The 24,622-nt window shown below is 60.6% G+C and carries 22 protein-coding genes; 9 read left to right on the top strand and 13 right to left on the bottom strand.

Annotated elements, in window-relative coordinates; genetic code table 11:
• Positions 1-9: 9 nt before the first annotated feature.
• The 7 genes from KGB18_RS27000 to KGB18_RS26970 all read left to right on the top strand — a co-directional run bounded on the left by KGB18_RS27000 (position 10) and on the right by KGB18_RS26970 (position 7,766).
• Positions 10-1,011, top strand: coding sequence for a polysaccharide deacetylase family protein (locus KGB18_RS27000; protein ID WP_123721091.1), 1,002 nt, complete (start codon positions 10-12; stop codon positions 1,009-1,011).
• Positions 1,008-2,312, top strand: a complete 1,305-nt coding sequence (locus KGB18_RS26995; RefSeq protein WP_223570775.1) for a lipopolysaccharide biosynthesis protein — start codon at positions 1,008-1,010, stop codon at positions 2,310-2,312. The genes KGB18_RS27000 and KGB18_RS26995 overlap by 4 nt, the downstream gene beginning before the upstream one ends.
• Positions 2,309-4,228: a hypothetical protein gene (locus tag KGB18_RS26990; RefSeq protein ID WP_123721089.1), complete on the top strand. Its 1,920-nt coding sequence runs from the start codon at positions 2,309-2,311 to the stop codon at positions 4,226-4,228. The genes KGB18_RS26995 and KGB18_RS26990 overlap by 4 nt, the downstream gene beginning before the upstream one ends.
• Positions 4,229-4,320: 92 nt before the next feature.
• A complete protein-coding gene (locus KGB18_RS26985; RefSeq protein ID WP_201121263.1) occupies positions 4,321-5,010 on the top strand; it encodes a GNAT family N-acetyltransferase in 690 nt (229 codons plus the stop codon).
• A 4-nt stretch (positions 5,011-5,014) separates the two neighbouring features.
• Positions 5,015-6,235, top strand: coding sequence for a GNAT family N-acetyltransferase (locus tag KGB18_RS26980; RefSeq protein WP_201060074.1), 1,221 nt, complete (start codon positions 5,015-5,017; stop codon positions 6,233-6,235).
• Complete coding sequence (locus tag KGB18_RS26975) at positions 6,207-7,019, top strand: ChbG/HpnK family deacetylase (RefSeq protein ID WP_201060073.1); 813 nt, start codon at positions 6,207-6,209, stop codon at positions 7,017-7,019. The genes KGB18_RS26980 and KGB18_RS26975 overlap by 29 nt, the downstream gene beginning before the upstream one ends.
• A gap of 57 nt (positions 7,020-7,076) precedes the next feature.
• A complete protein-coding gene (locus tag KGB18_RS26970; protein WP_201060072.1) occupies positions 7,077-7,766 on the top strand; it encodes a hypothetical protein in 690 nt (229 codons plus the stop codon).
• A gap of 182 nt (positions 7,767-7,948) precedes the next feature.
• Here the strand turns inward: KGB18_RS26970 and KGB18_RS26965 are convergent, their stop codons facing one another.
• The 9 genes from KGB18_RS26965 to KGB18_RS26920 all read right to left on the bottom strand — a co-directional run bounded on the left by KGB18_RS26965 (position 7,949) and on the right by KGB18_RS26920 (position 16,570).
• Positions 7,949-8,755, bottom strand: a complete 807-nt coding sequence (locus KGB18_RS26965) for a methyltransferase domain-containing protein (RefSeq protein ID WP_223570774.1) — start codon at positions 8,753-8,755, stop codon at positions 7,949-7,951.
• A gap of 94 nt (positions 8,756-8,849) precedes the next feature.
• Positions 8,850-9,755, bottom strand: a complete 906-nt coding sequence (locus KGB18_RS26960) for a LysR family transcriptional regulator (RefSeq protein ID WP_123721084.1) — start codon at positions 9,753-9,755, stop codon at positions 8,850-8,852.
• Between the two features lie 245 nt (positions 9,756-10,000).
• Entirely contained in the window at positions 10,001-10,627 is a 627-nt protein-coding gene (gene ycaC / locus KGB18_RS26955) for an isochorismate family cysteine hydrolase YcaC (RefSeq protein WP_123721083.1), read from the bottom strand.
• A gap of 68 nt (positions 10,628-10,695) precedes the next feature.
• Positions 10,696-12,534, bottom strand: coding sequence for an amidohydrolase (locus KGB18_RS26950; protein ID WP_123721082.1), 1,839 nt, complete (start codon positions 12,532-12,534; stop codon positions 10,696-10,698).
• Between the two features lie 9 nt (positions 12,535-12,543).
• Positions 12,544-13,134, bottom strand: a complete 591-nt coding sequence (locus KGB18_RS26945; RefSeq protein ID WP_223570773.1) for an antibiotic biosynthesis monooxygenase — start codon at positions 13,132-13,134, stop codon at positions 12,544-12,546.
• Positions 13,127-13,543 carry a DoxX family protein gene (locus KGB18_RS26940; protein ID WP_123721080.1) on the bottom strand — a complete coding sequence of 139 codons (417 nt, stop codon included), beginning with the start codon at positions 13,541-13,543 and terminating at the stop codon, positions 13,127-13,129. The genes KGB18_RS26945 and KGB18_RS26940 overlap by 8 nt, the downstream gene beginning before the upstream one ends.
• A 272-nt stretch (positions 13,544-13,815) precedes the next feature.
• Positions 13,816-14,184, bottom strand: a complete 369-nt coding sequence (locus KGB18_RS26930; protein ID WP_123721079.1) for a DUF6124 family protein — start codon at positions 14,182-14,184, stop codon at positions 13,816-13,818.
• Positions 14,185-14,604: 420 nt separating this feature from the next.
• On the bottom strand, positions 14,605-15,528 hold the full coding sequence (locus KGB18_RS26925) for a LysR family transcriptional regulator (protein WP_123721078.1): 924 nt from the start codon (positions 15,526-15,528) through the stop codon (positions 14,605-14,607).
• A gap of 46 nt (positions 15,529-15,574) precedes the next feature.
• The gene (locus KGB18_RS26920) at positions 15,575-16,570 is read right to left on the bottom strand and encodes an MBL fold metallo-hydrolase (RefSeq protein WP_123721077.1); all 996 of its coding nucleotides are present in this window, start codon (positions 16,568-16,570) and stop codon (positions 15,575-15,577) included.
• A gap of 274 nt (positions 16,571-16,844) precedes the next feature.
• On the opposite strand from KGB18_RS26920, the gene KGB18_RS26915 reads away from it, so the two are divergent.
• Entirely contained in the window at positions 16,845-17,309 is a 465-nt protein-coding gene (locus tag KGB18_RS26915) for a helix-turn-helix domain-containing protein (protein ID WP_123721076.1), read from the top strand.
• Between the two features lie 33 nt (positions 17,310-17,342).
• On the opposite strand, the gene KGB18_RS26910 is transcribed toward KGB18_RS26915, so the two are convergent.
• Positions 17,343-18,167, bottom strand: a complete 825-nt coding sequence (locus KGB18_RS26910; protein WP_038978364.1) for an alpha/beta fold hydrolase — start codon at positions 18,165-18,167, stop codon at positions 17,343-17,345.
• Between the two features lie 34 nt (positions 18,168-18,201).
• A complete protein-coding gene (locus KGB18_RS26905) occupies positions 18,202-18,777 on the bottom strand; it encodes a flavodoxin family protein (protein WP_123721075.1) in 576 nt (191 codons plus the stop codon).
• Between the two features lie 333 nt (positions 18,778-19,110).
• On the opposite strand from KGB18_RS26905, the gene KGB18_RS26900 reads away from it, so the two are divergent.
• A complete protein-coding gene (locus tag KGB18_RS26900; RefSeq protein WP_223570772.1) occupies positions 19,111-21,915 on the top strand; it encodes an ATP-binding protein in 2,805 nt (934 codons plus the stop codon).
• On the opposite strand, the gene KGB18_RS26895 is transcribed toward KGB18_RS26900, so the two are convergent.
• Positions 21,880-23,358: an ATP-binding protein gene (locus KGB18_RS26895; protein ID WP_201060064.1), complete on the bottom strand. Its 1,479-nt coding sequence runs from the start codon at positions 23,356-23,358 to the stop codon at positions 21,880-21,882. The two genes, KGB18_RS26900 and KGB18_RS26895, sit on opposite strands and share 36 nt — an antisense overlap.
• Before the next feature lie 184 nt (positions 23,359-23,542).
• Positions 23,543-24,493 (bottom strand): GlxA family transcriptional regulator, encoded by a 951-nt coding sequence (locus KGB18_RS26890; protein ID WP_223570771.1) that lies wholly within the window; start codon positions 24,491-24,493, stop codon positions 23,543-23,545.
• Positions 24,494-24,622: the final 129 nt, after the last annotated feature.

The raw sequence follows: 24,622 nt of genomic DNA, 5'->3' as shown, positions 1-24,622 counted from the left end.
GACCGCACCATGGCGATCAAACAATTATTAAAACGCACCAGTGGCTGGCTTTATCTCAACTCGCCCGTAGGCCGTCACCAATTGCACGGTGCCGGGGTGATCCTGATGCTGCACCGGGTGCTGGCCAATGACCGCGCCGCCGACCTGCCCCATCGCAATGAACTGTGCGTCGGGCCGAAGGCGTTCGAACATCTGCTCGCCTGGTTGAAAAAAAACTTCGAATGCGTGCCGTTGATGGAGATCTTGCAACCCGGTGCCATCAGAACCGAGCGGCCAAAAGTCGCCCTGACCTTCGACGACGGCTGGCGCGACAACGCGCTGAATGCCTTCCCGTTGCTGAAAAAGTATCAGGTGCCAGCGAGCATTTTTCTCTCCACCGATTTCATTGGCAGCCGACAACGCTTCTGGTGGGAAAGCCTGGGGGAAACCCTGTGGCACAGCCACGGTGAAAAAGCCCGGACGCACTTGATTGAATGCCTGCAACAGCTTGGGCGACCGCTACCGGTGCTGCTCGATGACCTGGATGTGCAGCGCCGTAGTCTGGCGCTTTTGCATTTTCTGCAAAGTCTGAAAACCTTGCCTGCGGGCGAACTGAACTGGCTCACCGATCAATGCCCGGAGGAGTCGTTGCCCCAGGCTCTGGACTGGCATCAAGTACGCGCGCTGGAAGCCAGCGGGTTGATCCGCTTCGGTCCCCATGGCGCCAGCCACGCGATTCTCACCGACCTTGACGATCAACGTCTGGATGAGGAACTGAGCCGCAGTCGCAATGCCCTGCTGAACGGTTGCAACCGACCACTGCCGGTCTACTGCTACCCCAATGGCGACCATGATGCGCGGGTGCGCGAACACGTGGCGGACCATGATTTTCCGTTTGCCTTGGGCACCGTCGCCGGGATTTATCGTGGTATCAGCGATCCCTTGGCCTTGCCGCGAATCGGCATCAGCCAGCGCACCGCGCGCAATCCGGAGTTGTTGTCCTGGCGCATCTACCGCGGAGCCAGGCCATGAGTCGCAGTCATTACCTCAAACACCTGGCCCTGAGCATGGGCACCAAACTGGTGATGATCGGCCTGCGCCTGCTGCGCAACGTATTGCTGGCGCGGATTCTGGGGCCCAGCGAACGAGGTCTGTTCGCGTTGCTCAGTACCCTGCCCGATTTGATCAGCGCCGCCACCAGCGGCGGGCTGAATTCGGCGGTGGGGTATCAGGCGGCCAAGCAACGACCCATGGGATTGTTGCTGAGCCAGGTGCTGGTGTTCGGTTGCCTGCTGGCGGGTTTGCTGACGTTACTGGTGGTGGCGCTGGTGCGCGAGTTCGGCGGCGAACTCGATATCACCACGCAACTGGGATTGCTCGCCTGGCTGTTGCTGCTGGCGGTGCCGCTGACCGTGCTCAAAAGCGGCCTGTTGACCTTGCACAATGCGTCGGGCGGTGTGGTGGCATTCAATGTCTTGCGACTGGTCGAATCGCTAACCCCCCTACTGTTGTTTCTGGCCTTGTTCTGGATGTGGAAAGACGCAGCCCTGGAAGCGGCGCTGATCAGTTGGCTGGCCGGCATCAGCCTGGTGGTGCTGGTCGGATGGTTCTGGCTCAAGCGCGCTCAGCCCCTGGCGTTGCAATGGGACCGCGCCAGCCAGAATGAACTGCTGCGCTACAGCGCTCGCAGCCATCCGGACCTGCTGTTCCAACAAGTGATTCTGCGCTCCGATTTCCTGTTCATCGGCGCCCTGCTCGGCAGCACGGCGTTGGGGCATTACGCCATGGCCAGCGCCGCCGCCGAGTTGCTGCTGATCGTCCCGGAAGCGGTGACCACGCCACTGATGAAACGCCTGCTGCAACAGGACGAAGGCATGGATCGCCTGACGCCGTTGGCGCTACGCCTGACCGCCACGGTGATGCTCGGCGCCTGCCTGACCATGGCCGTGATTGGCGAATGGCTGATCGTCACGTTGTTCGGCATTGCCTATCAGCCAGCCTACCCGGCGCTGCTGGCACTGCTGCCGGGGCTGTTCGGTCTTTGCTATGCGAGCATCCTGCGCCTGGACTTGCTGGGCAAAAATCGCCCCGGCACCATTTCACTGTTAATGGGCCTCGGCGCGTTGCTGAACCTGGCCCTGAACCTGCTGCTGATCCCGATTTACGGCATCGTTGGCGCCGCGACGGCATCGTCCATCGCCTACCTGGCGGTAACCCTCGCGCTGCTGGTGATGTATTGCCGGTTGAGCGGCGTACCGGTCTGGCAAACCCTGATCATCCTGCCCAGCGATGTGGCCCCGATGCTTCAGATGCTGCAGCGGAAATCGGCATGAAACGCCTCGTGCTGCTGTTGAGCCTGGGCCTCGGTTTGAGCGCCCAGGCGGCGCCCATGCGCTGGTCTGATATTCGCGACGGCAGCCTGTACCTGCAAACGGATCGTCCCGACACGCTGACTATTCGTTGGGCTCCGGCATGGCAAGCCGATGCCAACGAAGAACACCTGTACCTGCTCGATGGCACCGGCAACCTGAAGGGCGAACGCCTGATCGCCGCCAGCGAAACCCGAGGCAAACAGAGCTGGCCGCTGGCGCCGAGTGCCGCCAGTTATCGACTGGAAATTCCGGGCTACAGTTTCCGTCGCTACACGATCGAACACGACGAACACACCGTGGCGTTGTTCGCCCCGGCCAAGGTGCATTTCAGCGCCGAAACCCGCGGCGGCGATGAGCTGTATTTCAAGGTCGCGCCGGGGGAACACGCAGTGTTGGCCGGCAAGTTTCACGGTGGGATCAACACCCTGCAGGCTCAGCGCGTGAGCGACAACAAACAGCTGTCCCTGGCGCTGAAGCCCTATCGCGCCTACTGGCAGTTCGATCAACTGGCATTGCCCGTCACTCAGGACGAACAGGTCTGGCGCCTGCGCCTGCAAGGCAGCGGCAAGGTTGCGTTCTGGCTCGATGGCACGGCGAACCTGTTCGCCCAGAACCCGCAGCAACTCAAACCGCTGCGCGAGGACGATGGCCAGACCCGCTTGACCCTGCACAAAGAGCTGCTCGGCCCCACCCCGAACCTGGGCATTTATTTGCCCTACGTGCTGCCCCCTCAATCCAGTTTCGCAGCGCTCGACGCCCTCAAGCCCCAGGCGGGCACCTATTACAGTTTCGTTGACGTCACCGCGCAAAATCCGCACCACGAAGATGCGTTCCGCCAGCTCTATCAGAACCGCTTCGGCATCACGCAGGACCTCACGCTGTTGGCCGGCAGCCAGCGTCAGGCGGATTTGCGGGCCGACACCCAAAGCAACGCCGGCCTCGACGCCTGGCTCGCCGCCACTCGCGCCCTCGGCGGCAACGGTACGCACTACATCGCGTTCGCCGACGAGCCGAACCTCAATTACCCGAGCTACGCCGACTACCAGGCGATCTTCAACAGCATGGCCCGGCAAGTGCGCAGCGATCCGGCCAACGCCAAGGCCGGTGTGCGCATCGCCATGCCCGCCACTTCGCGCTTCGTCAACGGCCCGTTCGCCGACAACGCCGTCGACAAGCGCGGTATCGATTGGGCGCGGCGCCTGCTGGCCGAATCCGGCGAGCAGATCGACGCCCTCGCCTGGCACGAATGGATGATTCGCGACCTGCTGGCGACGCGGGTCTACCGCGACAGCGTGCGCCGTGCCGCCGAGCTGGTAGGCCTCGATGCCAAGGGCCGGCCACGCAAGGCCTTGCTGCTGGATCAGACCAACCTGTCCAGCGGCTCAAGCCTGAGCCCCTACGATCAGGAAACCCATTTTGCCTCGCTGTGGTGGACCTCGGTGGTCATCAACTCGGCCCAGGACGGGTTGCTGGACATGCTCAACTGGTTCCAGGCCGCCGACGAACCGACTTACCCCAAAGGCATGGTGCGGGTGCTGGGCGGCGATCGTTTCGAACTCAAGCCGGTGGGCCTGGCCCAGCAATTCATCCAGCAGCACTGGCTGAAAAACGTCATGCGCCTGGACAACGACGCCTTTGAAGTCGATGTGCTGGCCATGGCCACCGAACGCCAGCGAAGTTTACTGGGGGTCAACAAGGGGGTGCGCTTGCAGCGTGTCGATCTGGTCGGGGCGACGTGCCCGCTGGCCAAGGGAGCGCTGGTGTACTTCGGTGCCGACAGCCGCAGTCGTAGCGCTCAATTCAACTGTCACGACGGTCGCGTCAGCTTCGACCTGCCGGGCGAAACCTTGTTCGCCTTGAGCTGGAGCGCCTCATGAACGCTGTCAACTTGCATCACCACGACCGCGCCGCGCTCGACCGCGCGCTGCAGGACGCCACTCGCGACCGGTCCCTGTCAGGAGGCAATGATATGAATGCCTTAGGGAAACTTCGCCAACACATCAAACGAAAAGGCCTGCGTGCAACGATCAGGGTCGTATGGCGGCGCTACGTGTTTGCTCACTGGGCACTGTTGTGGATGAAGCGTGACCTGGTCAGCCCGGTACCGCCCCACCGGCTCAAGCCTTGCCCACCGCTGCAAGTGAAGACCATCACGGTGCACAACACCGCAGCCTTTGCCCGTCACTTTGGTGACCGGGTCAACATCATGGAAGAACTGGCCACCGAGGGTTACACCGGGCACATGTATCTGGATGGCAAAGGCGATGCGGTGGCCTTCATCTGGGGCAGTACCCGGGAGTATCACGACCGGCATTTCTACGGCTGCACGTTCCCGGTCAAGAAAGGCGAATTCTTCGAATTCGGCGGCGAACTGGCTCGCGCCTATTGGGGCACCACGCTCTCGGTGGACCTGCAACTGAGACTCTGGAAAGCCATGCAGGCCCAAGGTTGCAACACGGTCGTGGATGTCTGCGACGCCCACAATATACCGGCGCTGAAACTGCACATTCGCATGGGCTATCAAGAGCAAGGACGCATCCAGCATGTCTATCGACTATTCGGTCGCTGGCGCTTCTTTCGTGAGACCCGTTACAGCGACTCACGCCTGGATGCGCTACGTAAACCGTCCCGTTCACCTGTTCCTGAGGCGGTGGCCTGAACTTATGGTGGCACGATTCGAATGGCGCACCTCGCTGTGCGCCCCGGACTTTCCGGCAGCTGCCTATGAGGGGTTGCGCCTGCGCGTGCCCGATCACACGCCGTTCAACACCCTGGCCTGGCTGTGCGCGTCGGAACAGGCACTGACCGCTGGAGAACACTTGCACGTTCTGCTCGGCTGGCAGGGCGATGAATTAACCTTGTGCCTGCCGCTGGTGGCATCCGTGGAGCGCTTTGGAAAGCTGCCATTTCGGGTCCTGCGTCACCTCGGTTATCCCCTTACTGACCGCCTGGCCCTGCTCACTTGCCTCGATGCCGACAGCATGCGCAAGGCACTGGTGATCATCCGCCGTCGCGTGCCCCATGCGATGCTGCAACTCAATGAATTATCCGAACCCATCGGCGAAGAAAGCGCGCTGACCACATGGATGGCCCACAGCTCGACCGGCGAGCGTCGCCTCAGTTGCCGGGTGCCGGTGCATTTGATCAGCGAGGCCGACCGCCAGGAAGTCTCCGGCGACCCGCGCTACAAACTGCGCCGGGCGCGTAAACGCATGTTGGCCTATGGTGCCCAGGTCCGACGCGTAACCCCTGACGCGACCACCATCGGGCCTTTATTGCAGGCCCTCAGCGAAGTCGAAGCGCAGAGCTGGAAAGGTGTCGAAGGCGTCGGGATTTTCACCAGCAACCGTAGCCGACAATGGATCAACCTGGCCTTCACCGCCCTCGCCGAACAGGGACTGCTGCGGGTGGTGGTACTGGAAGTGGACGGGCGCTGCATCAGCTACCGGCTCGGCTTGCTGGAACAGGGCCGGCTGTACGACTACAACCTGGCGTTCCTGCCGCAATACGCCGATCTGGGCAGCGGTCGTGTGCTGCTCGAAGAGTGGATTCGCTGGGGCCTGGACGACAATTGGCACTGGATCGACGCTTCGCGAGTCAGCCTGATGAACTCCAGCCATCAACTCCAGGAGCGCATGACCGGGCAACTGGAGCACTGGCGCTGGAGTTTCTACTCCTGGCGTCCCAGCGGCCTCGCTCTGGGGCTGGCCATGCGGCTCTGGCACCAACTCAAACCCTGGTGGAAAAAATGGCAGGCCAGGCGTGCAGCGGCGCTGGTTGTTCCTGTTACCACTCCTACTCCCGCGCCCGCCGACAAAGGCCCTGTACCCACCGAAAAAACCATGGAGGGCAAACATGCCTCGCCAAGTCATAGTCAACGCTGACGATTTCGGCCTCAGCTCGAGCGAAAACGCGGTGATCCTTGGCGCCTTCAAGGCCGGGGTCATCAGCTCCGCCACCGCCATGGCCAATATGCCGGCGTTCGAGGAAGCCTGCGTCCTGTCCCAGCAGTCATTGCTCCAGGGACGAATCGGGTTGCACTTCAACCTCACCTATGGCCGGCCGTTGAGCCCGTCGATTCTCACGCGTTCGACGTTCTGTGACAGCCAGGGCGTGTTCAATCTCAACCTGCCCCGCCACAGTCTCTGGCTCAACCGCCAGGATCGCGACGCCGTGCTGGAGGAACTCGAAGCCCAATGGCAACGCTGCCTGGACAATGGCCTGCGCCCCAGCCACATCGACTCCCATCAGCACGTGCACAACATCTGGCCCGTCGGTGAAATCGTCGCGCGTTTCGCCGCCCGCCAAGGGGTGCCCGTGCGACTGGCGCGCCATCTGGGAAACAACCTGAGTGTGCCCAAGCGGGTATTCAAGACGCTGTTCAATCATCGATTGAACCGCCTGGCCGGCGCGACCGCCCAGTACGTATGCACCCCGGTGGACCTGCGCAACGTGGCGATGCCGATCGACGGCCTGTTGGAAATTGTTGTCCACCCGACCCATATCGGGGCCGATTTTGGCGATATCTATTTAAACCCCGGAGAGTCTCTGGCTCACATTCTGGAGAAGCGCCTTCCGGGCATTCCGAGAGTGTCCTATGCCGTTGTGCCAAGGACGCTCAAAGACGAACAGCAGTACTCGATTGAGCTACGCCCGTTGCAACCTTGATTTATCGCTATCAAAAACCTTATCCACCACACCCTGGCTTCAGCCTCGGAGGACTTCATGAGCGCCATCGACAAGCTTCGCGAACGAATCAAAGAAAAAGGCCTGCTTCACACGCTCCAGACGCTCTGGAATCGCTATGTGTACTTGCACCGAGAGCTGCTGTGGCTGGGACGCGATCTGGTCACCCCAATAGCGCCGCACAAACTACGGCCCTACACGGGCTTGCGTCTGGTGACGATTACCCAGGAGAACGCCAAGGCTTTCACCAAGTATTACGGTAATCGCGTCAAGGCCATGGCCCAAATCGCGTCCGAAGGTCACACCGGGCACATGTATCTGGACGAGGAAGGTGATGCGATCGGATTCATTTGGGGCAGCCTCAGTGACTACTTTGACCAGCACTATTACGGCTGCTGGTTCCGGGTCCAACCCGGTGAGTTTTTCCAGTTCGGCGGTGAAATGATCCCTCAATACTTCGGCTCCGCCCTGTCGGTGGATGCCCAGTACAACATCTGGGGTGCTATGCGGGACCAAGGTTGCAACAAGGTCATGGACGTCTGCGATGTCCGCAACATCCAGGCCATGAAAATGCACCTGCGCATGGACTACCAGGAGCAAGGGCGCATCACCCACGTCTACGACCTGTTCGGCCGCTTTCGCTTCTTCCGCGAAACCTACTACAGCGGCTCACGGCTGACTGAACTGCGCAAACCTGCGCAGTCGACGGCGACTGCGGCGCAGGCGTGATTTTGGCTGGTGGGAGCGATGGTTGTTGCTTGACTGCGGACCGTGTCGTCGCCATCGCGGGCAAGCCCGCTCCCACAGGTATCTGCTTTGACCAAAAGATTTGTGAACGACAGCGATCACTGTGGGAGCGGGCTTGCCCGCGATGGCGTCAGTCAGTACAACTCATTTCTCAGATCCGAAGCTCAGCGCTTCACCGCGACCAACGTGTAACACAACGGCAACTGCGCCTTTTGCTGCTGATACCGATCGTAGAGTTCTTCGCGGTTGGAATGCGGGTATTCCTTGAAGTGGCTGATCTGCAACCCCGCCTCGATGGCACCGGTGAAGATGGCGCCCAAGGTGTGGACGAACCAGTAAGACGCTGAGGCCGGCTGTTCGACTTTGCCTTCATAGACGATCGGCTGGTTCTGGACGAAAGGTTCGCTGCGAAAATACGAACTGTCCGGGCGATAGGGATCGGCTGACTCGGGGTCGAACATCTCCAGGAACGGGTGGGTTTCGTACACCACAAGCGCACCGCCGGGCTTGAGGATTTGCGCGGCATGGCGCAAGAATTCGGCGATGTCCGGCATCCAGTTCAATACGCCGATGGTAATCAGCGCTACATCGAAGCGCTGGTGAAGATCCGTCGGCAGGTGATGGACGTCAGCCTCGATGAATTCGGGCTCATAGGGCGAAACGAATGCCAGCTCCCGAGCCTGATCGAGAAAGGCCTCCGACTGATCAATGCCCACGACACGGCGGGCACCCAGCGCAAACAACGAAAGACTTTCACGTCCGTTGTTGCAGCCCAGTTGCACCACATCCTTGCCATCGATGCCGACCTGTTGAAGCAACCCGGTGAGGGTGTCATCCAGGCAGGAAAAATCGCCATGGCTCACGCCACTCAAACAGGCCTGCCACTCAGGGGTATCTTTGTGATGTGGGGCGGAGTCATTCCACGCATCGCGATTACTGGCGATGGCTTTTTCTTTTGTCGGCATTTCCATTGCACGCTCCAGAGTTCGGGCCTTTGATTGGCCGGCACTAGTCTGGATCAGCGTCAGGAAAATCGCCATTCGAGCTTTGTTGCGAACTTGTAAATCAGCGGTAGTGCGAACCCTCTGCGCGTTGATTCAACCGCTCACGCAAGAACTCGATCAGCGCCTGCACCGGTCGCGAACTCTGGCGATGTTGCGGGTAGACGGCCGACAAAGTCAGCGGTTCGGGGCGCAGATCATCTAGCACCGGCACGAGTCGGCCGTCCTTCAGGGCCGAACCGACGATGAACGTCGGCAGGTACGTGATCCCCATGCCGGCGATGGCTGCGTCCTTGAGCAACTCACCATTGTTGACCCGCATCCGCCCCGTGACGTTGACGTTCAGCGGCTTGCCCCGCCCCTCGAAACGCCACTGCACCTGACGACCGTGGCCGTAAGGCAGGCAATCATGGGTGTGCAAATCCTCGGGTTTAAGCGGCGTGCCCCGCTCGGCCAGATACACCGGGCTGGCGCAATACACCCGCTCGATGGAGGCGAGGCGTCGGGCGATCAGTGTCGAGTCTTCCAGCACGCCAATGCGCAATGCCAGATCGTAGCCCTCGCCGAGCAAGTCCACCGGCCGATCACTCAGGTCGACTTCCACGGTGACATCGCGATAACGCTGCAAAAACTCCGGTAACAGACACCCCAGATGCGCCACGGCAAACGATAACGGCGCGCTCAGGCGAATAGTGCCGCGAGGCTCGGTGGTCTGGCCGGCGATGCCCTGCTCCACTTGCTCGACTTCGCTGAGCAGGCGCAGGGCTGATTCGTAATAACTCTGCCCCAGCGGCGTGACGTCCAACCGCCGGGTCGAACGGTTGAGCAGGCGCACGCCGAGGCGCTCTTCCAGTTGCATCAGGCGGCGGCTGACGTACTGTTTGGACAACCCCAATTGATCGGCTGCCGCAGTGAAGCTGCCAGAGTCCATGACCTGGCAAAAAATACGCATATCCTCGAACGGGTTCATTGTCGCGCCCTGGTTGACAGTAAAACGCTTTATAGCCGTTTTTTCCGTTCCCGGCTCCCCAAATCTAAAGATCAAAAGATCGCAGGCTTCGCCAGCTCCTACGAGGGATTGCGTGCCGCCGGTCAATGGCGGGTGTACCCAATCACGTAGGAGCTGGCGAAGCCTGCGATCTTTTGATCCTGCTCTTCAAACCGAGCCTGCGATCTTTTAAAAAGCTGCCAGCCCAAGGCTGGCAGCCTGATTGCTTACTTGGAGCTCAGCACCGAATAGCTGTTCATCAGGTTGCGATAATTCGGAATGCGTGGCGACAGCAGATTGGCCAGGCCTTCCATGTCGTTGCGCCAGTCACCCTGCAGCTCGCAGGCCACCGAGAACCAGTTCACCAGCTGTGCGCCGGCCGCTGCCATACGTGCCCAGGCCGCTTGCTGCACGGTTTCGTTGAACGTACCGGAAGCGTCGGTGACCACGAACACTTCAAAGCCTTCAGCCAGCGCCGACAGGGTCGGGAAGGTCACGCACACATCGGTCACCACACCGGCGATGATCAGTTGCTTGCGACCGGTAGCCTTGACGGCTTTAACGAAGTCTTCGTTGTCCCAGGCATTGATCTGGCCTGGACGCGGGATGTATGGCGCGTCCGGGAATTGCTCTTTCAACTCCGGCACCATCGGGCCGTTCGGGCCGTTTTCGAAGCTGGTGGTCAGGATGGTCGGCAAGTTGAAGAACTTGGCCACGTCGCCCAAGGCCAACACGTTGTTCTTGAATTCGTTGGGCGAGAAATCCTGCACCAACGAGATCAGGCCGGTCTGGTGATCGACCAGCAATACCACTGCATCATCTTTGTTCAGACGTTTGTAAGGAACGTTGCTCATGTGAAACTCCTCGCAGGATTGACGTTTCATAGGGCGCCGACACACTAGGTCGGCGCTTATTTAAATGACTAGAAGGCAAAACACGAGCAGCCAAACGCGCCCCAGAACCCCTGGAAATCGCTGACCGGTGCGTTCGACAAACGCGCCCGTTCATGGCTGTGGGAATGCACCGCGCACGGTCCGCTGCAATGGTGAACCTGCGCCTGCATCGGCGAAGCCGGACGCCAGTGACCCGGCACCTTGACCACCGGTGACCAGTCCGGCAGCACCGGCACGCTGGGAGGCCCCAGTTTTTCGAATTCGCCGGCGGCGTACACCACTTTGCCGCCGACCACGGTCAACACCGATTCGATCCATTTGATGGCTTCTTCCTCGACACTGAAAAAGTCCGCGCTCAATGCCGCCACGTCAGCCAGTTGACCGACCTTGATCTGGCCTTTCTTGCCCTGTTCCGACGAAAACCAGGCACTGCCATGGGTGAACAGTTCCAGCGCGGTCTGCCGGGGCAGGCCTTCGCTGTGCAACGCCAGCCCACCGACGGTGCGACCGCTGACCATCCAGTACAACGAGGTCCATGGATTGTAGCTAGACACTCGAGTCGCATCGGTGCCGGCGCCGACCGGTACACCCTCGGCCAACATGCGCTTGATCGGTGGCGTGTTTTCGGCGGCCTTGGCGCCATAACGCTCGGCGAAATATTCCCCCTGGAACGCCATGCGATCCTGAATCGCGATACCACCGCCCAGCGCCCTCACCCGCTCGATGTTCTGCGGGGTGATGGTTTCAGCGTGGTCGAAAAACCATGGCAAACCATTGAAGGGAATGTCGCGGTTGACCTTCTCGAATACGTCGAGCATGCGGCTGATGGATTCGTTGTAAGTCGCATGCAAACGGAATGGCCAGCGCTGCTCGACGAGGTGGCGGACCACCGGTTCCAGCTCGTCTTCCATGGTTTGCGGCAGGTCTGGACGCGGCTCGAGGAAGTCTTCGAAATCCGCCGCCGAGAACACCAGCATTTCCCCGGCGCCGTTGTGCCGCAGGAAGTCGTCGCCCTGATGCAGCTTGACGCTGCCGGTCCAGTTCTTGAAATCGGTGAGTTCTTCCTTGGGCTTCTGGGTGAACAGGTTGTAGGCGATGCGGATAGTCAGTTGCTGGTCCTTGGCCAACTGCTCGATCACCGCGTAGTCGTCGGGGTAATTCTGGAAACCACCGCCAGCGTCGATGGCGCTGGTCAGGCCGAGGCGATTAAGTTCACGCATGAACTGGCGGGTCGAGTTGACCTGATATTCCAGCGGTAACTTTGGCCCTTTGGCCAGGGTCGAGTACAGAATCATCGCGTTCGGCCGCGCCACCAGCATGCCGGTCGGCTCACCGTTGGCATCGCGCACAATCTCGCCGCCCGGTGGGTTCGGCGTGTTGCGGGTGTAACCGGCGACGCGCAACGCGGCGCGGTTGAGCAAGGCGCGGTCGTACAAATGCAGCACGAACACCGGCGTATCGGGTGCCGCCTGGTTGAGTTCTTCCAGGGTCGGCATGCGTTTTTCGGCAAACTGAAATTCGTTCCAGCCACCCACCACCCGAACCCACTGCGGCGTCGGCGTGCGGTCGGCCTGATCCTTGAGCATGCGCAAGGCATCAGCCAGGGACGGCACACCTTCCCAGCGCAGTTCGAGGTTGTAGTTCAAACCACCGCGGATCAGGTGCAGGTGCGAGTCATTGAGGCCGGGGATGACGCAACGGCCCTTGAGGTCGATGACCTGCGTGCCCGAACCGCGCAGGGCCATGGCTTCGGCATCGGTACCGACCGCGACGAAACGGCCGTCGCTGATCGCCACGGCACTGGCGAGGGGTTTTTCACGGTCAACGGTATGAAACTGGCCATTGAACAAAATCAGATCGGCGTTCATCGCGTTTCCTTAAGGCTGTGTGGAATGGGACTGGCCGGCTTCCAGCCACGGCGCGAACAGGCGCGTGGCCAGCGGCATAAAGACGTACACCACCGACAGCACAATGGTCAGGGTGATCAGGAAAGTGGCGACCACGTAGTTGGACAGGAAGGCATTGAGCTGCAACAGCGGCCCCCAGAGCAGCGGCACCAGCAAGGTGTGCGGCAGGATCACCAACAACGTCACCACGGCCTGCTTCCAGCGCGGCGGTGGCGAACCGGCCTCAGCCAGCGGTGAGAACCAGAATTCATTGACCGGGTTGACCTCGGTCTGGTCGCCGTCGGCCAGCATCGGCGCAGCTTCATCGACCAGCGCCTGACGTTGCGGCGAGTCGAGCCAGCGCTGCATGGCCTCGGTGGAGCAAAAGCGCAGCACGCAGGTGAACATGTCCAGCCCACCGTTTTTGGCACGGATCACATCCACGCCCAAGTGCCCTTCGCTTTGCCCGGCGACATTGACAATGTTGCGCAGCCAGGCCTCGTAAGGGACTTCAAAACCGGCCTTGACCCGGTGCTTGACGATCAGGGTCACGACTTCTTCGAATCGATTGGAATCAGGCATAACGGAAGGCTCCGGCGAATCGGATATTGAGCGCCAGCCGGCCAGGCCCGGCGATGAAGATGCTGGTGAAGAGGATCAACAGTAGCCAGCCGAACTGCCCTTCGGCCACGCTCCATTGCGGATGCACAATCAACAGCGCCACCAGCAGCACAAACAGAATAGGCAAGCACGCCAGACGCACCAGCGCCCCGGCGATGATCAGCAGCGGGCACAGCACTTCGGCGAAGATCGCCAGGCTGAGGGTGAGGTGGGCACCGAGGTGGAAAGGGTCTTCGATCTGTTGCAGCTGCGCACTGAAGTCCAGGAGCTTGGGCAAGCCGTGAACCCACAGCAGAAACAGACCGCCACTGACCCGCAAAAACAGCAGCCCGACATCCCGCGCCTGTTCATCCCGTTGCGAAGCGTTCATGGCTCACCCCTGTTCAATCACTGGCCTGAATAGTGCCGCCAAGGGGTGGGGAAAAATTGAATGTACGTGCTCTCTTTGCGAGTGCGTTGAACGCCCGAACGACACAAAACCCTGTGGGAGCGGGCTTGCCCGCGAATAGGGTGTGTCATTCAACAGTGATGTCGACTGACCCGACGCCATCGCGGGCAAGCCCGCTCCCATAGGGTTTTGTGCGTGCTCACTACTGCTCAGGCACAAAAAACGGCCCGAAGGCCGTTTCGTATTGAATCCGGTCAGACGGCCGGGGCTGCCTTCAACTCCAGACTATCCAGCGCCCGACTCACAGCCAGTTCACCCAGCATGATGAGCTGCGCGACGCCCAGTACCGTATTGCGCTGCGGCCCCTCCAGAAACCCGGCACAGTCACTGGCGATCACCTTGGCCGAGGCAAAGGATTCGCAGGCATTGGCCAGTAGCTCTTCGATGTCGATGCCCGGGGCGACGGTGTAGATCGTGCTCGGTTTGCGCGCGGTCTTGGGGTCGGACGGTTTGAGGTAGTGATCGAGAGCACGCTCGGCGGCTTCGTTGAGTTTTTTAGGATCGAGGGGATCGTAGGGGGAAACGTCGTCGGTTTCTGGCGGGTTAGGTGTGGCTTTGAACATGGTGAATCTCCTTTGGAAAATAGCACCACCAGAACCTGTCGCTAAACAAATAAGGGTGGCGACTGTATGCAGGTTAGCGAACCGGTCAAAGGCACCCGGTAGACCCGAGGGTCTCCCGCATACAGCCACCATAACGCAATTGCAGACGTCAAAAGTCGGCAATAAAGTCTGGAGCACTGATGCACTTTGAATAGTCCGAGTCGCTAAACCCGATCGCTGAGTTCTCAGCGATGCGGAAACGATAAAGACCAGACCCAAAGCGCACAAGCCGGCGGATTCTGGCGCAGTCGTAGGCAACGGCGCAAGGATCTGTAGCTTTCAGGAAGTAACGCTAAACACCATTAAACACAGCCCTCGAATCAACATACATTCCCCTGTGGGAGCGGGCTTGAGGCGTTTTGAAGATTTGTATTTGCAGCCTTAAACCACCGGAATATCCAGCGCCACCGACATGAACTGACTGATCCGCGAGCGCAACCAGCGCTCCGCAGGATCGTTGTCGTGCACCCCGCTCCACGCCATCGACAACTGTGCAGCGTCGATGGGGAACGGTGGATCTTCGGCGCGCAAGGCACATCCCTCAACCAACGCGCAGGCTGCGTAATCGGGGACAGTGGCGATCATCTCTGTGCCGGCGAGCAACGCGCGCAAACCGCTGAATTGCGGAACCCCAAGTACAACACGTCGCGTGCGCCCGACCTTGGCCAGATCCAGATCGATGTTGCCGCTCAGGTCACCGGAAAACGACACCATGGCATGGGGCCTCGCACAGTAATCATCCAGGGTCAGCGGTTCTGGCCGGTTGTCGCCGCGCAGTACTTTGCACGGAATGTCGCGCAGTTTCTTGCGTTTGGCGTTGGCCGGCAGGTCGGTGGTGTAGCTGACGCCCACCGAGATTTCGCCGGAGGCCAGCAATGCCGGCATCAGCAGGTAATTGGCGCGGCGCACCACGACCACGATTCCCGGTGCTTCTTCTTGCAGTTGTCGTAACAACGGTGGGAACAGACCGAACTCGGCATCGTCCGACAGCCCGATGCGAAACACATCACAGCTGGTCGTCGGGTCGAATTCCTTGGCGCGGCTGACCGCCCCCGAGATGGTGTCCATCGCCGGTTGCAGCTCCTTGAGAATCGCCAACGCCCGTGCCGTCGGCTCCATCCCGCGACCGTTGCGCAGCAACAACGGATCATCGAACAAATCACGCAACCGCCCCAGCGCAGCGCTCACTGCGGGTTGGCCCATGAAGAGTTTTTCGGCGACACGGGTCAGGTTCTTTTCGAACATCAGGGCTTCGAAAATCACCAGCAAGTTCATGTCGACGCGGCGCAGATCGTTACGGTTCATGGGCAGGGTTCCTTTGGTGTTCAGCCAGGCGCGAGTCTGTCGGACTTTACTCGATCATCGGCACTTTCGCCGCTCGTTTGTAAGGCCCGTACTCGATGGGTACCCACTGGAAATGCTTGTCCACTGCGGTGATATGGCCGACACCCGGAAACGGCAAATGCGCCGCCGTGACCCAAATCTTGCTGGCGGCCGCATCGCTGAAAACTTTGGCGCGACTCTTGATCGCTTGTTGACTGTCGACATCGAAACGAATCGATACCTCGGGATGCTCGAACTGCACCGCCAGGTTATGCACCAGATCGCCCATGAACAGAATACTCTGGCCTTGGGAGTTGAACCGATACGTGGTACTGCCCGGTGTGTGCCCGGCCTCCAGCTCGGCATCGACAACGCCCGGCACTGGCGACTGCCCGGCAGCAAAGGTCTTGAAACGGCCGGCCGCGATGTACGGCGCGGTGGAGTCCTGAGCGATCTTGAAAAAGTCCTTGGCACCGGCTGGTGCCTTGGCCATAGCCTGAGGGTCAAGCCAGTAATCGGCTTCGGCCTTGGCCGCATAGACCGTTGCATTGGCGAACACCGGTTTTTGCTGCCCGTCCACCAACCCGCACACATGATCCAGATGCAAGTGCGTGAGCAGGATGGTATCGACCTGTTCTGGCTGATAACCGGCGGCTTTCATGTTCGCCGACAGCTGGCCCGCCGTGGCACCGATGCACTGCCCCGCCCCGGTATCCACCAGGATCAATTGTTTGCCGGTGTTCACCAGAAACGCATTGAACGCGGTTTGCACCCCCGGTGTTTCAATCGAACGACGCGCCAGTAACGCGCGAATCTGGTTTTGGGTCAGACCGTCGAGCAGTTTGGGCGACAGGTCGTTGTAGCCATCAAACAACGCCGTCACCTCGTAGCCGCCCACCGCGAGCCGGTAATAACCGGGTACCTGAGTGTTCACCTGAGCTGGTGCCTGGGCCAGGCTGGTGCCGGACATCAGCGCCAATGACAGGCCAAGTCCGCCAAGCATGCAAACGTGGGAAAGCTTCATGAGATCACCCTTGATCGAGCCAGAAAATGCGGCCCTGTCCAGGCCGCTACACGTCGTCAATCTTGCACGGCCCTGCGTTGGCGCGATTGCAGCGATGTGCTCAGTTGAGGCTTTTTCACGCTTGGCCTGACCGCGGAATTAACAACGTTTAACTCGCAAGCCAAAGCTCTCGCGACCAAGAATGAAGCCCTCTGCGCAGACCTTTTTTTCAGAGGGAACGTGCTGACTTACCGTGCAGCGCACCCGCGCGCGCCCTCCGACACGGATATTGGCCATGGCTCACTTTCAGCAAAACGCGATCAGCGCGTCCTCCACTGAAACGCGAAAAAAACCCACTGGCGGGCTCAGCCCCTGGCGTGAAAATCTGGCCAAGCAGTTGATCCTCGATCACCTCGGTGAAACCCTGGGAGTGACCGAACTGGCACGGGCGTGCGCCTTGTCACGCAGTCATTTTTCCCGTGCGTTCAAGTGCAGCACCGGCCTCTCGCCGCAAGACTGGATTCGCCGGCAACGCATCGCCCGGGCCAAGCAGTTGATCCAGAACACCGACCTGACACTGACGCAAATCAGCCTGGAATGCGGCTTCTGCGATCAGGCACATTTTTCCCATATCTTCACCCGCAGCGAAGGCGTTTCACCGTTTGCCTGGCGCTGTCGGGCCGTGCGTTCCCTTCCCTCTCTCACAATCAAAAGATCGCAGTCTTCGCCAGCTCCTACAGGGGTTCACATAACCGTGTAGGCGCTGGCGCAGCCGGCGATCTTTTGATCTTGATCAGCCCTTGATGAACGCCAGCAGATCTTCGTTGAGTTGATCCTTGTGGGTATCGGTCAGACCGTGGGGTGCTCCCGGGTAGACTTTCAATGTGGAGCCCTTGACCAGTTTCGCCGCCGCGATGCCGGCGGCTTCGATTGGCACGACCTGGTCGTCGTCACCATGCACCACCAGGGTCGGCACGTCGAACTTCTTCAGGTCTTCGGTAAAGTCGGTTTCGGAGAACGCCTTGATGCAGTCATACGCGTTCTTGTGGCCGGACATCATGCCCTGCAGCCAGAACCAGTCGATCATGCCTTGGGACGGCTTGGCACCCGGGCGATTGAAGCCAAAGAACGGACCGCTGGCCAGATCCTTGTACAGCTGCGAACGGTCGACCAGGGACGCCTGACGAATACCGTCGAACACTTCCAGCGGCAAGCCGCCGGGGTTGGCCTCGGTCTTGAGCATCAACGGCGGCACCGAGGAAATCAGCCCGGCCTTGGCCACCCGACCGGTGCCGTGGCGACCGATGTAGCGCGCCACTTCGCCACCGCCAGTGGAGAAGCCGAACAGCACGGCGTTTTGCAGATCCAGATGCTCGATCAGCTGCGCCAGGTCATCGGCGTAAGTGTCCATTTCATTGCCGAACCATGGCTGGCTCGAACGACCGTGACCACGGCGATCATGGGCAATGACCCGGTAGCCTTTGGAAGCCAGGAAGAACATCTGCGACTCCCAGCTGTCGGCGTTCAATGGCCAACCGTGGCTGAAGACGATTGGTTGACCGGTGCCCCAGTCCTTGTAGTAAATCTCGGTGCCGTCTCGGGTGGTAAAGGTACTCATGGTGATGTCTCCTCATGCATGGATTTTGCGGCGGTTAATAAGTGGTGCGGGCCATTCGTTCGGCCAGGCGTGCCACCCGCTCGCCCAGATGCGCGGCGGTGCGGCGGTCTTCGGGCGGCGGTGCAAGGTCGGGGGATTGTTCGACGTTCGATTGGGCCATGGCTCCCAGCGAACTGCCGAGGCGATTCAACTGCCCATCGAACAAGCCAATGCTGCTGCGCGCCGGCAGCAGGTCGAGGCCGACCCAGATCATTGAGTGCTGGGCGGCGAACACGGTCATTTGCAGCAAGGTGTTGAGCTTGTCGCCGCACAGGCAGCCGGAATTGGTAAACCCGGCGGCGAGCTTGTCGCGCCAGGGCTGGGCCAGGTAAAACGACGCGGTAGCTTCCATGAAACCCTTGAAGGCCGCCGAGGCACTGCCCATGTAAGTCGGGGCGCCAAAGATAATTGCATCGGCACGGTGCAAGCGTTCCCAGTGCTCATTCACTTCCTCGACCGGAATCAGCCGACAGGTGCTGCCCAGGTGCCGTTCCACACCCTGGCCCACGGCTTCGGCCATGACGCGGGTATGCCCGTAGCCACTGTGATAGACCACCACCACGTTGCTCATTCCGGCTCCTCCAGAAGTGTTCATCCTTTTTCGGCACGCTTTTTGTTGCAAGAAGGTCAGTGCCTTCGGTTGAACTTGAAGGGATGGATTTTTGAGCGTAGACCGGATACACGACGAGTTAAACGTTGTTAATTTTTAATGGTGCGCCAATGGATTCCGCTACGCCTTCAGCGGCATCGCGCCCAATAAATACGGGACCGACCAGGACTGACTTGAATACAGTGACCGATACGCACTGCCACCAGGTGCTCGACGCTGCGTTGCGCTGCCGAAAAAACCTGAGGAATATGCCCGGATACCGCGTGATAGACGGATGCAAGCAGGAGTGACCCGTTGACCCTTTCTCCCGAACAGGCCATCCATTTTGGCCCTTACCGGATCTACCCCGGACAACGCCTGGTGATGGAGGCCGACCAGCCCTTGCGCCTGAGTCGGCGGGCAATGGACATTCTGTTGATCCTGCTGGAACACGCCGGGCATGTGGTGAGCAAGCAGCAACTGATCGCCCGGGTCTGGCCCAAAAGCGTGGTGGAAGACATCAACCTGCGGGTGCACATGGCGGCGCTGCGCAAAGCCCTCGGTGACGGTCAGGCCGGCCAGCGCTACATCATCACCGTCGCCCAACGCGGGTACAGTTTTGTGGCGCCGTTTTCTGTGACGCAAGTCGAGCAAAGCCCGAAAAGCGTCGAAAATGAACCGAGCCGGCATAACCTGCCGATCCGTCGAACTCGCATGATCGGTCGTCAGGCTCTGGTCGACAGCCTGGTAACCCAACTGGCGCGGCAGCGTTTCATCACCCTCGTGGGCCCCGGCGGAATCGGCAAGACCACGGTGGCACTGCGCGTTGCCGAACAATTGATCGGCCGCTACCGAGACGGCATTCGCCTGCTGGACCTGGCACCGATCAACGACCCTTTGATGATCACCGCGCACCTGGCAGCGCTGCTAAATTTGTCCTTGCACGACGCCGAACCCATGAACGGTCTCGCCACGCTCCTGCGCGAACGGCAGATGCTGCTGGTCATCGACAATTGCGAACACCTGATCGACGCCATTGCTTTACTCAGCGAAAGCATCCTGCGCGCGGCGCCCCAAGTGCATATTCTGGCCACCAGCCGCGAGAGCCTGCGGGCCGAAGGCGAGTTCGTGCAGCGCCTGGAATCGCTGGACTGCCCGCCGCCCATCGCCGTGCTCGACCGCGCCCAGGCCCTGACGTTTTCGGCGCTGCAGTTGTTTGTCGAACGGGCGATGGCCAGCCACGACTGCTTCGAACTGAGCGAAGCCGAACTGCCGCTGGCGATTGAAATCTGCCGGCGTCTGGACGGCATACCGTTGGCCATCGAACTGGCGGCAGCGCAAGTGGGCAGTCTGGGATTGAGTGGGTTGCTGTCGCAACTGCAAGGCAGCTTTCGCCTGCTCACCCAAGGCGGCCAAACGACCTTGGGCCGCCATCAGACTCTGCGCGCGACGCTGGACTGGAGCTTCGAACTGCTCAACGCCTGTGAGCAAACCTGCCTGCGTCGACTGGGTATGTTCCAGGGCGCCTTCACCCTGGAGTCGGCGGCCGCCGTGATTGTAGGTGAACACATTGAACCCGGCGTGGTGTTCGCCTCGATCACCCAATTGGTCGCCAAGTCGTTGCTGAACGTGGAAGTCGGCGACGAAGAGGTGTTCTACCATTTGCTCGACACCACGCGCGGCTATGCACTGGAAAAACTCGCCCAGGCCCACGAGCTGCCGGACACCCGCGAGCGCCACGCCGAACGCTGCCTGGCCTTGATGCAGCAAGCCCAGAACGACTGGGAGCACATCTCCAGCGATCGCTGGACCGAGCGTTATGCCCGCAATCTGGAAGACATCCGTTCTGCACTCGATTGGGGCTTGAACGCTCAAGGGCCCCAGGCCTTGGCCATCCGCCTCGTCGCGACCTCGACGCCGCTCTGGCAGGAACTGTCGCTGCTCAAGGAGCACGGCGTGTATGTGCGCAAAGCGTTGGCATTGCTCGAAGCGACGCATCACCCCTGCCCGCGCTTGCAAATGACCTTGAAACTCGCCCTCGGCAGCTCTTGCTACCACACTCAGGGCGGCAGTACTGAGACCATCGAAGCGTTCGTCAGCGCCAAACATCTGGCCGAACAGTGCGACGATGCGGTGGGTCAGCTCAGAGCCGTCTCGGGGCACATGGCGGTCAACCTCAGTTGCGGCAACTACCAAATGGCCCTGGAGCAGAGCCGGCAATTCGAACGACTGGGCCTGCACGGCGATGCGGTATTGTCCCTCAGTACTCATCGCTTGCGGGTCCTGGCTCAGCACTTTGCCGGGGATCAGGCACTGGCGCGGGAGAATGCCGAGCAGGTCATTCAGCGCCTGGCCCAGAGCGGTCACCTCAACCGTTTCACCCACGGCTTTGGCGTGCAGTACGACCAGAGCGTTGCGGCCCTGACGATTCTGGCGCGTATCCTCTGGCTGCAAGGGAACCCGGAAAAAGCCTGGCGAACCGCGCGGCAGGCGCTTGATATTGCGATCCAGATCGATCACGGCACGTCCATCTGCTACACCCTGGCACTGTCCGGTTGCCTGATTGCCCACTACAACGGCGACACCTCGGTCGCTCGCGAACTCCTGAGCCTGCTGCTTGAGCAGGCGAAGAAACACTCGGTGTTGCTGTTCTACACCTGGGCCAAACATTACGCGCAGGTGATCGAGGGCGCCGATGCGCCCACGTCACCGCAAGCGAACACCGGTTTGATCAAGGAAATTATGGTCACGCTGGACAGCGGTTTCATCGATGACGTGCTACTGGAACGGGCCGAAAACGGCGCGGCGGGCTGGAGCACCGCGGAAATTCTGCGCGCCCGGGCCGACGCCTTGCTGACCGAGGATTGCCCGACCGGGGTCAGTGCGGCTGAGGCAGTGCTGCTCAAGGCGTTAGCCGTGGCAAAAACCCAGGGAGCGCTGGCCTGGGAACTGCGCAGCGCAACATCACTGGCCCTGCTGTGGCAGCGTCAGGGCCACTTCCGGCAAGCCCATGAGCTGCTGGCGCCGATTTACCAGCGTTTCACCGAAGGCTTCGCCACACCGGACCTGATAAAAGTCCGGCGGTTACTCGACGAGTTGCAGCGCGACCTGCCCGACTGATGTCCAGTGGGCCCGGCCGATGTAGCGTTCATAACGCAGTTCGAAGGCGCGCAAGTAACCGCTGTGTTCGAGCTTCTCCAGGGCGTAAGCGCGCGTGGTATTGAGGAAACGGTAGCGGGTCACGCCGCTGCCCTGCTCCACCGACAGCAGCGATTTATTCGCCAGACTCTCCACCACGTTGACCAGGCTTGCGGGCAACAGCATCGCGCCACTGATCACGCCAATCGCCGCGTCCAGGGTGAACGCCATCTTGAACACCGCCAGCCGCTGCAACACGATCTGCTCCAACGGGCTCAGCCGTTCATAGCTCCAGTCCAGTGCGGCTTTGAGATTCTGATGCCGTGGCACGGCGGTACGCCGGCCTTGGCTCAACAGCTGAAAACAGTTGCCGAGTTGCGCTTGCAACCCCACCAGCGCCAGTGCGTCGATTTGCGCCGCCGCCAGCTCAATGGCCAGGGGCAAGCCATCCAGCCGCCGACAGATTTCGCGCACCGCCTTGAGATCCTGCTGGCGCAGGGCAAACCCTTGCTGACGGGCTCGGGCGCGGCTGACCAACAGCTGCACCGCCGAATAATCCATGGCCTCGGCCACGCTGTATATCGCTGAGGCCGGCGGCACCGCCAGGGCCGGTATATGCAGCAGCGTTTCTCCCACCGCTCGCAGGGGTTCGCGGCTGGTGGCGAGGATCGACAGCCGTGGCGCCGAGGCCAGCAGATTGTCCACCACTGCCCGACAGCATTCGAGCAGGTGATCGCAATTGTCGAGCACCACCAAGGCATGCCGTTGCTCCAGCGCCCCCCCGCCGACGTCCAGTTCCAGTGTGCGCGACAGATGCTCGACGAGTTGCGCCGGGTCATCGATGGCCGCCAGATCAACCATCCAGACGCCGTCGTGATAGTGCTGCAACAGCAGCTCGGCCACGCGCAACGCCACGGTAGTTTTGCCAATGCCGGCGGGACCAATCAAGGTCATGAGACGTCGAACCGGCAACTGCCGGACCACACTGCCGACGATCGAGTCGCGACCGGTCACCGGGGTGAGCCGCGCAGGCAGGTTGTGCAGAGGCTTGTGTACAGTCTCGACCGGCACCGGCGCGCCTGTCCCGTCGCGTTGTACCGGGGCGATGAAGCTGTAGCCGCGCTGGGGAATATTGACGATGTAACGCTGCCCGTTCTGGCCATCGCCAAGTGCCCGGCGCAGGGCGGCGATGTGCACGCGCAGGTTGATTTCCTCGACCACCGAGGTCGGCCAGACGTGGGCAATCAGGGCATCCTTGCTCACCACCGAGCCGGCACGTTCGACCAAAACCTGCAAAATATCCAGGGCTCGTCCGCCCATGCGCAGCGGGCGATCAACCTCCAGGATCAATCGCTGACGCAGGTGAAACGCGTAGGGCCCGAACCGCAGCACCGCATCGCTTTTTATATCTCTGAGGCTGTTCATGCACTTTCATGCGCTGAAAACCTGGCCCGGCTCAAGGTACTGCAAAACCCCTCGCGCCCATCCATCCAGGTTCCCGCACCTCCATGGCAAAGAGTTCACAGGTATCTTGGCAGGCATGGGTGTCGGTACAACGGCCACGGGAGGAGCGTCACGGCCATCACGGTGCGCGTGACGGACAATCGCGCTAGCTGAACTGTTCGCGGTATTGAGTGGGGGTCAGGCCGAGCTTTTCACTGAACAGAAAACGCATATGCCGCACGCTGCCAAAGCCACTTTTATAGGCCACGGTCTTGAGCGGCAGGTCGCTGGTTTCCAGCAGATTCCTGGCGCAGTCGATGCGCGCGCTTTGCAGAAACTCCATCGGCGTCATGTTCACTTCCCGGGCGAAAACCCGGGCGAAGTGCCGCGCACTCATGTTCACCAGACTGGCCATGCGTTCGATGCTGAATGCTTCATCGAGGTGTTCGAGCACATGATTCTGTACCCGGGTGATCGGCGTTTCATGGGGTGCGACTGCCGCCATCAACGGACTGAACTGCGCCTGCCCGCCCTGGCGCTTCATCACCACCAGCAATACTTTGGCAACGTCCTGGGCGACCTTCTTGCCATGGTCTTCGGCAACTACCGCGAGCGCCAAGTCGATGCCAGCGGTGACACCGCCAGAGGTGATGAGATTGCGGTCCTGCACGAAAATCTGATCAGTCTCGACGGTGGCCTTGGGGAAGCCCTTGATCAGGCGCTCGGTGTAATGCCAGTGAGTGGTCACGCGATAGCCATCCAGCAGCCCGGCATGCCCGAGCACGAACGCGCCGGTGCAGATCGACCCATAACGGTTTGCTCGGTTGACGGCGCCTTGAAGCCAGCCTAGCAACGGTGGATGCTTCTCGTTGTAGGCCCCCGGCCCGCCCGGCACCAGCAACAAGTCATAGCGTTCGTTCGCCTGATCGATATGCAAATCGGCCTGAACATTCACGCCGTTTGAAGCTCGCAGCGCACCCGGCTCGGTGCCAATGGTCGACAGCTCGTAACGGTCGCCTGGTGCCAGATAACGATTGGCGATGGAAAACACCTCCATGGGACCGGCCATGTCGAGCAGAAGAAAGTCGGGGAACAGCACCATTGCCACGGTTTTCATGGGTTCAAGGTCACTAAAAGAGAACTGTTTAATACCATTGCACCGAACACCAACCCCTTGTGGGAGCGAGCCTGCTCGCGATAGCGGTTTCACATTCACGATGATGGTGACTATAAGACCGCTATCGCG

Origin of the sequence: Pseudomonas sp. BF-R-26 (assembly GCF_019947395.1) — a bacterium.
Classification (GTDB): domain Bacteria; phylum Pseudomonadota; class Gammaproteobacteria; order Pseudomonadales; family Pseudomonadaceae; genus Aquipseudomonas; species Aquipseudomonas farris.
The sequence above is the reverse complement of the archived record's forward strand: the minus strand, read 5'-3'. Positions and strand labels throughout refer to the sequence as shown.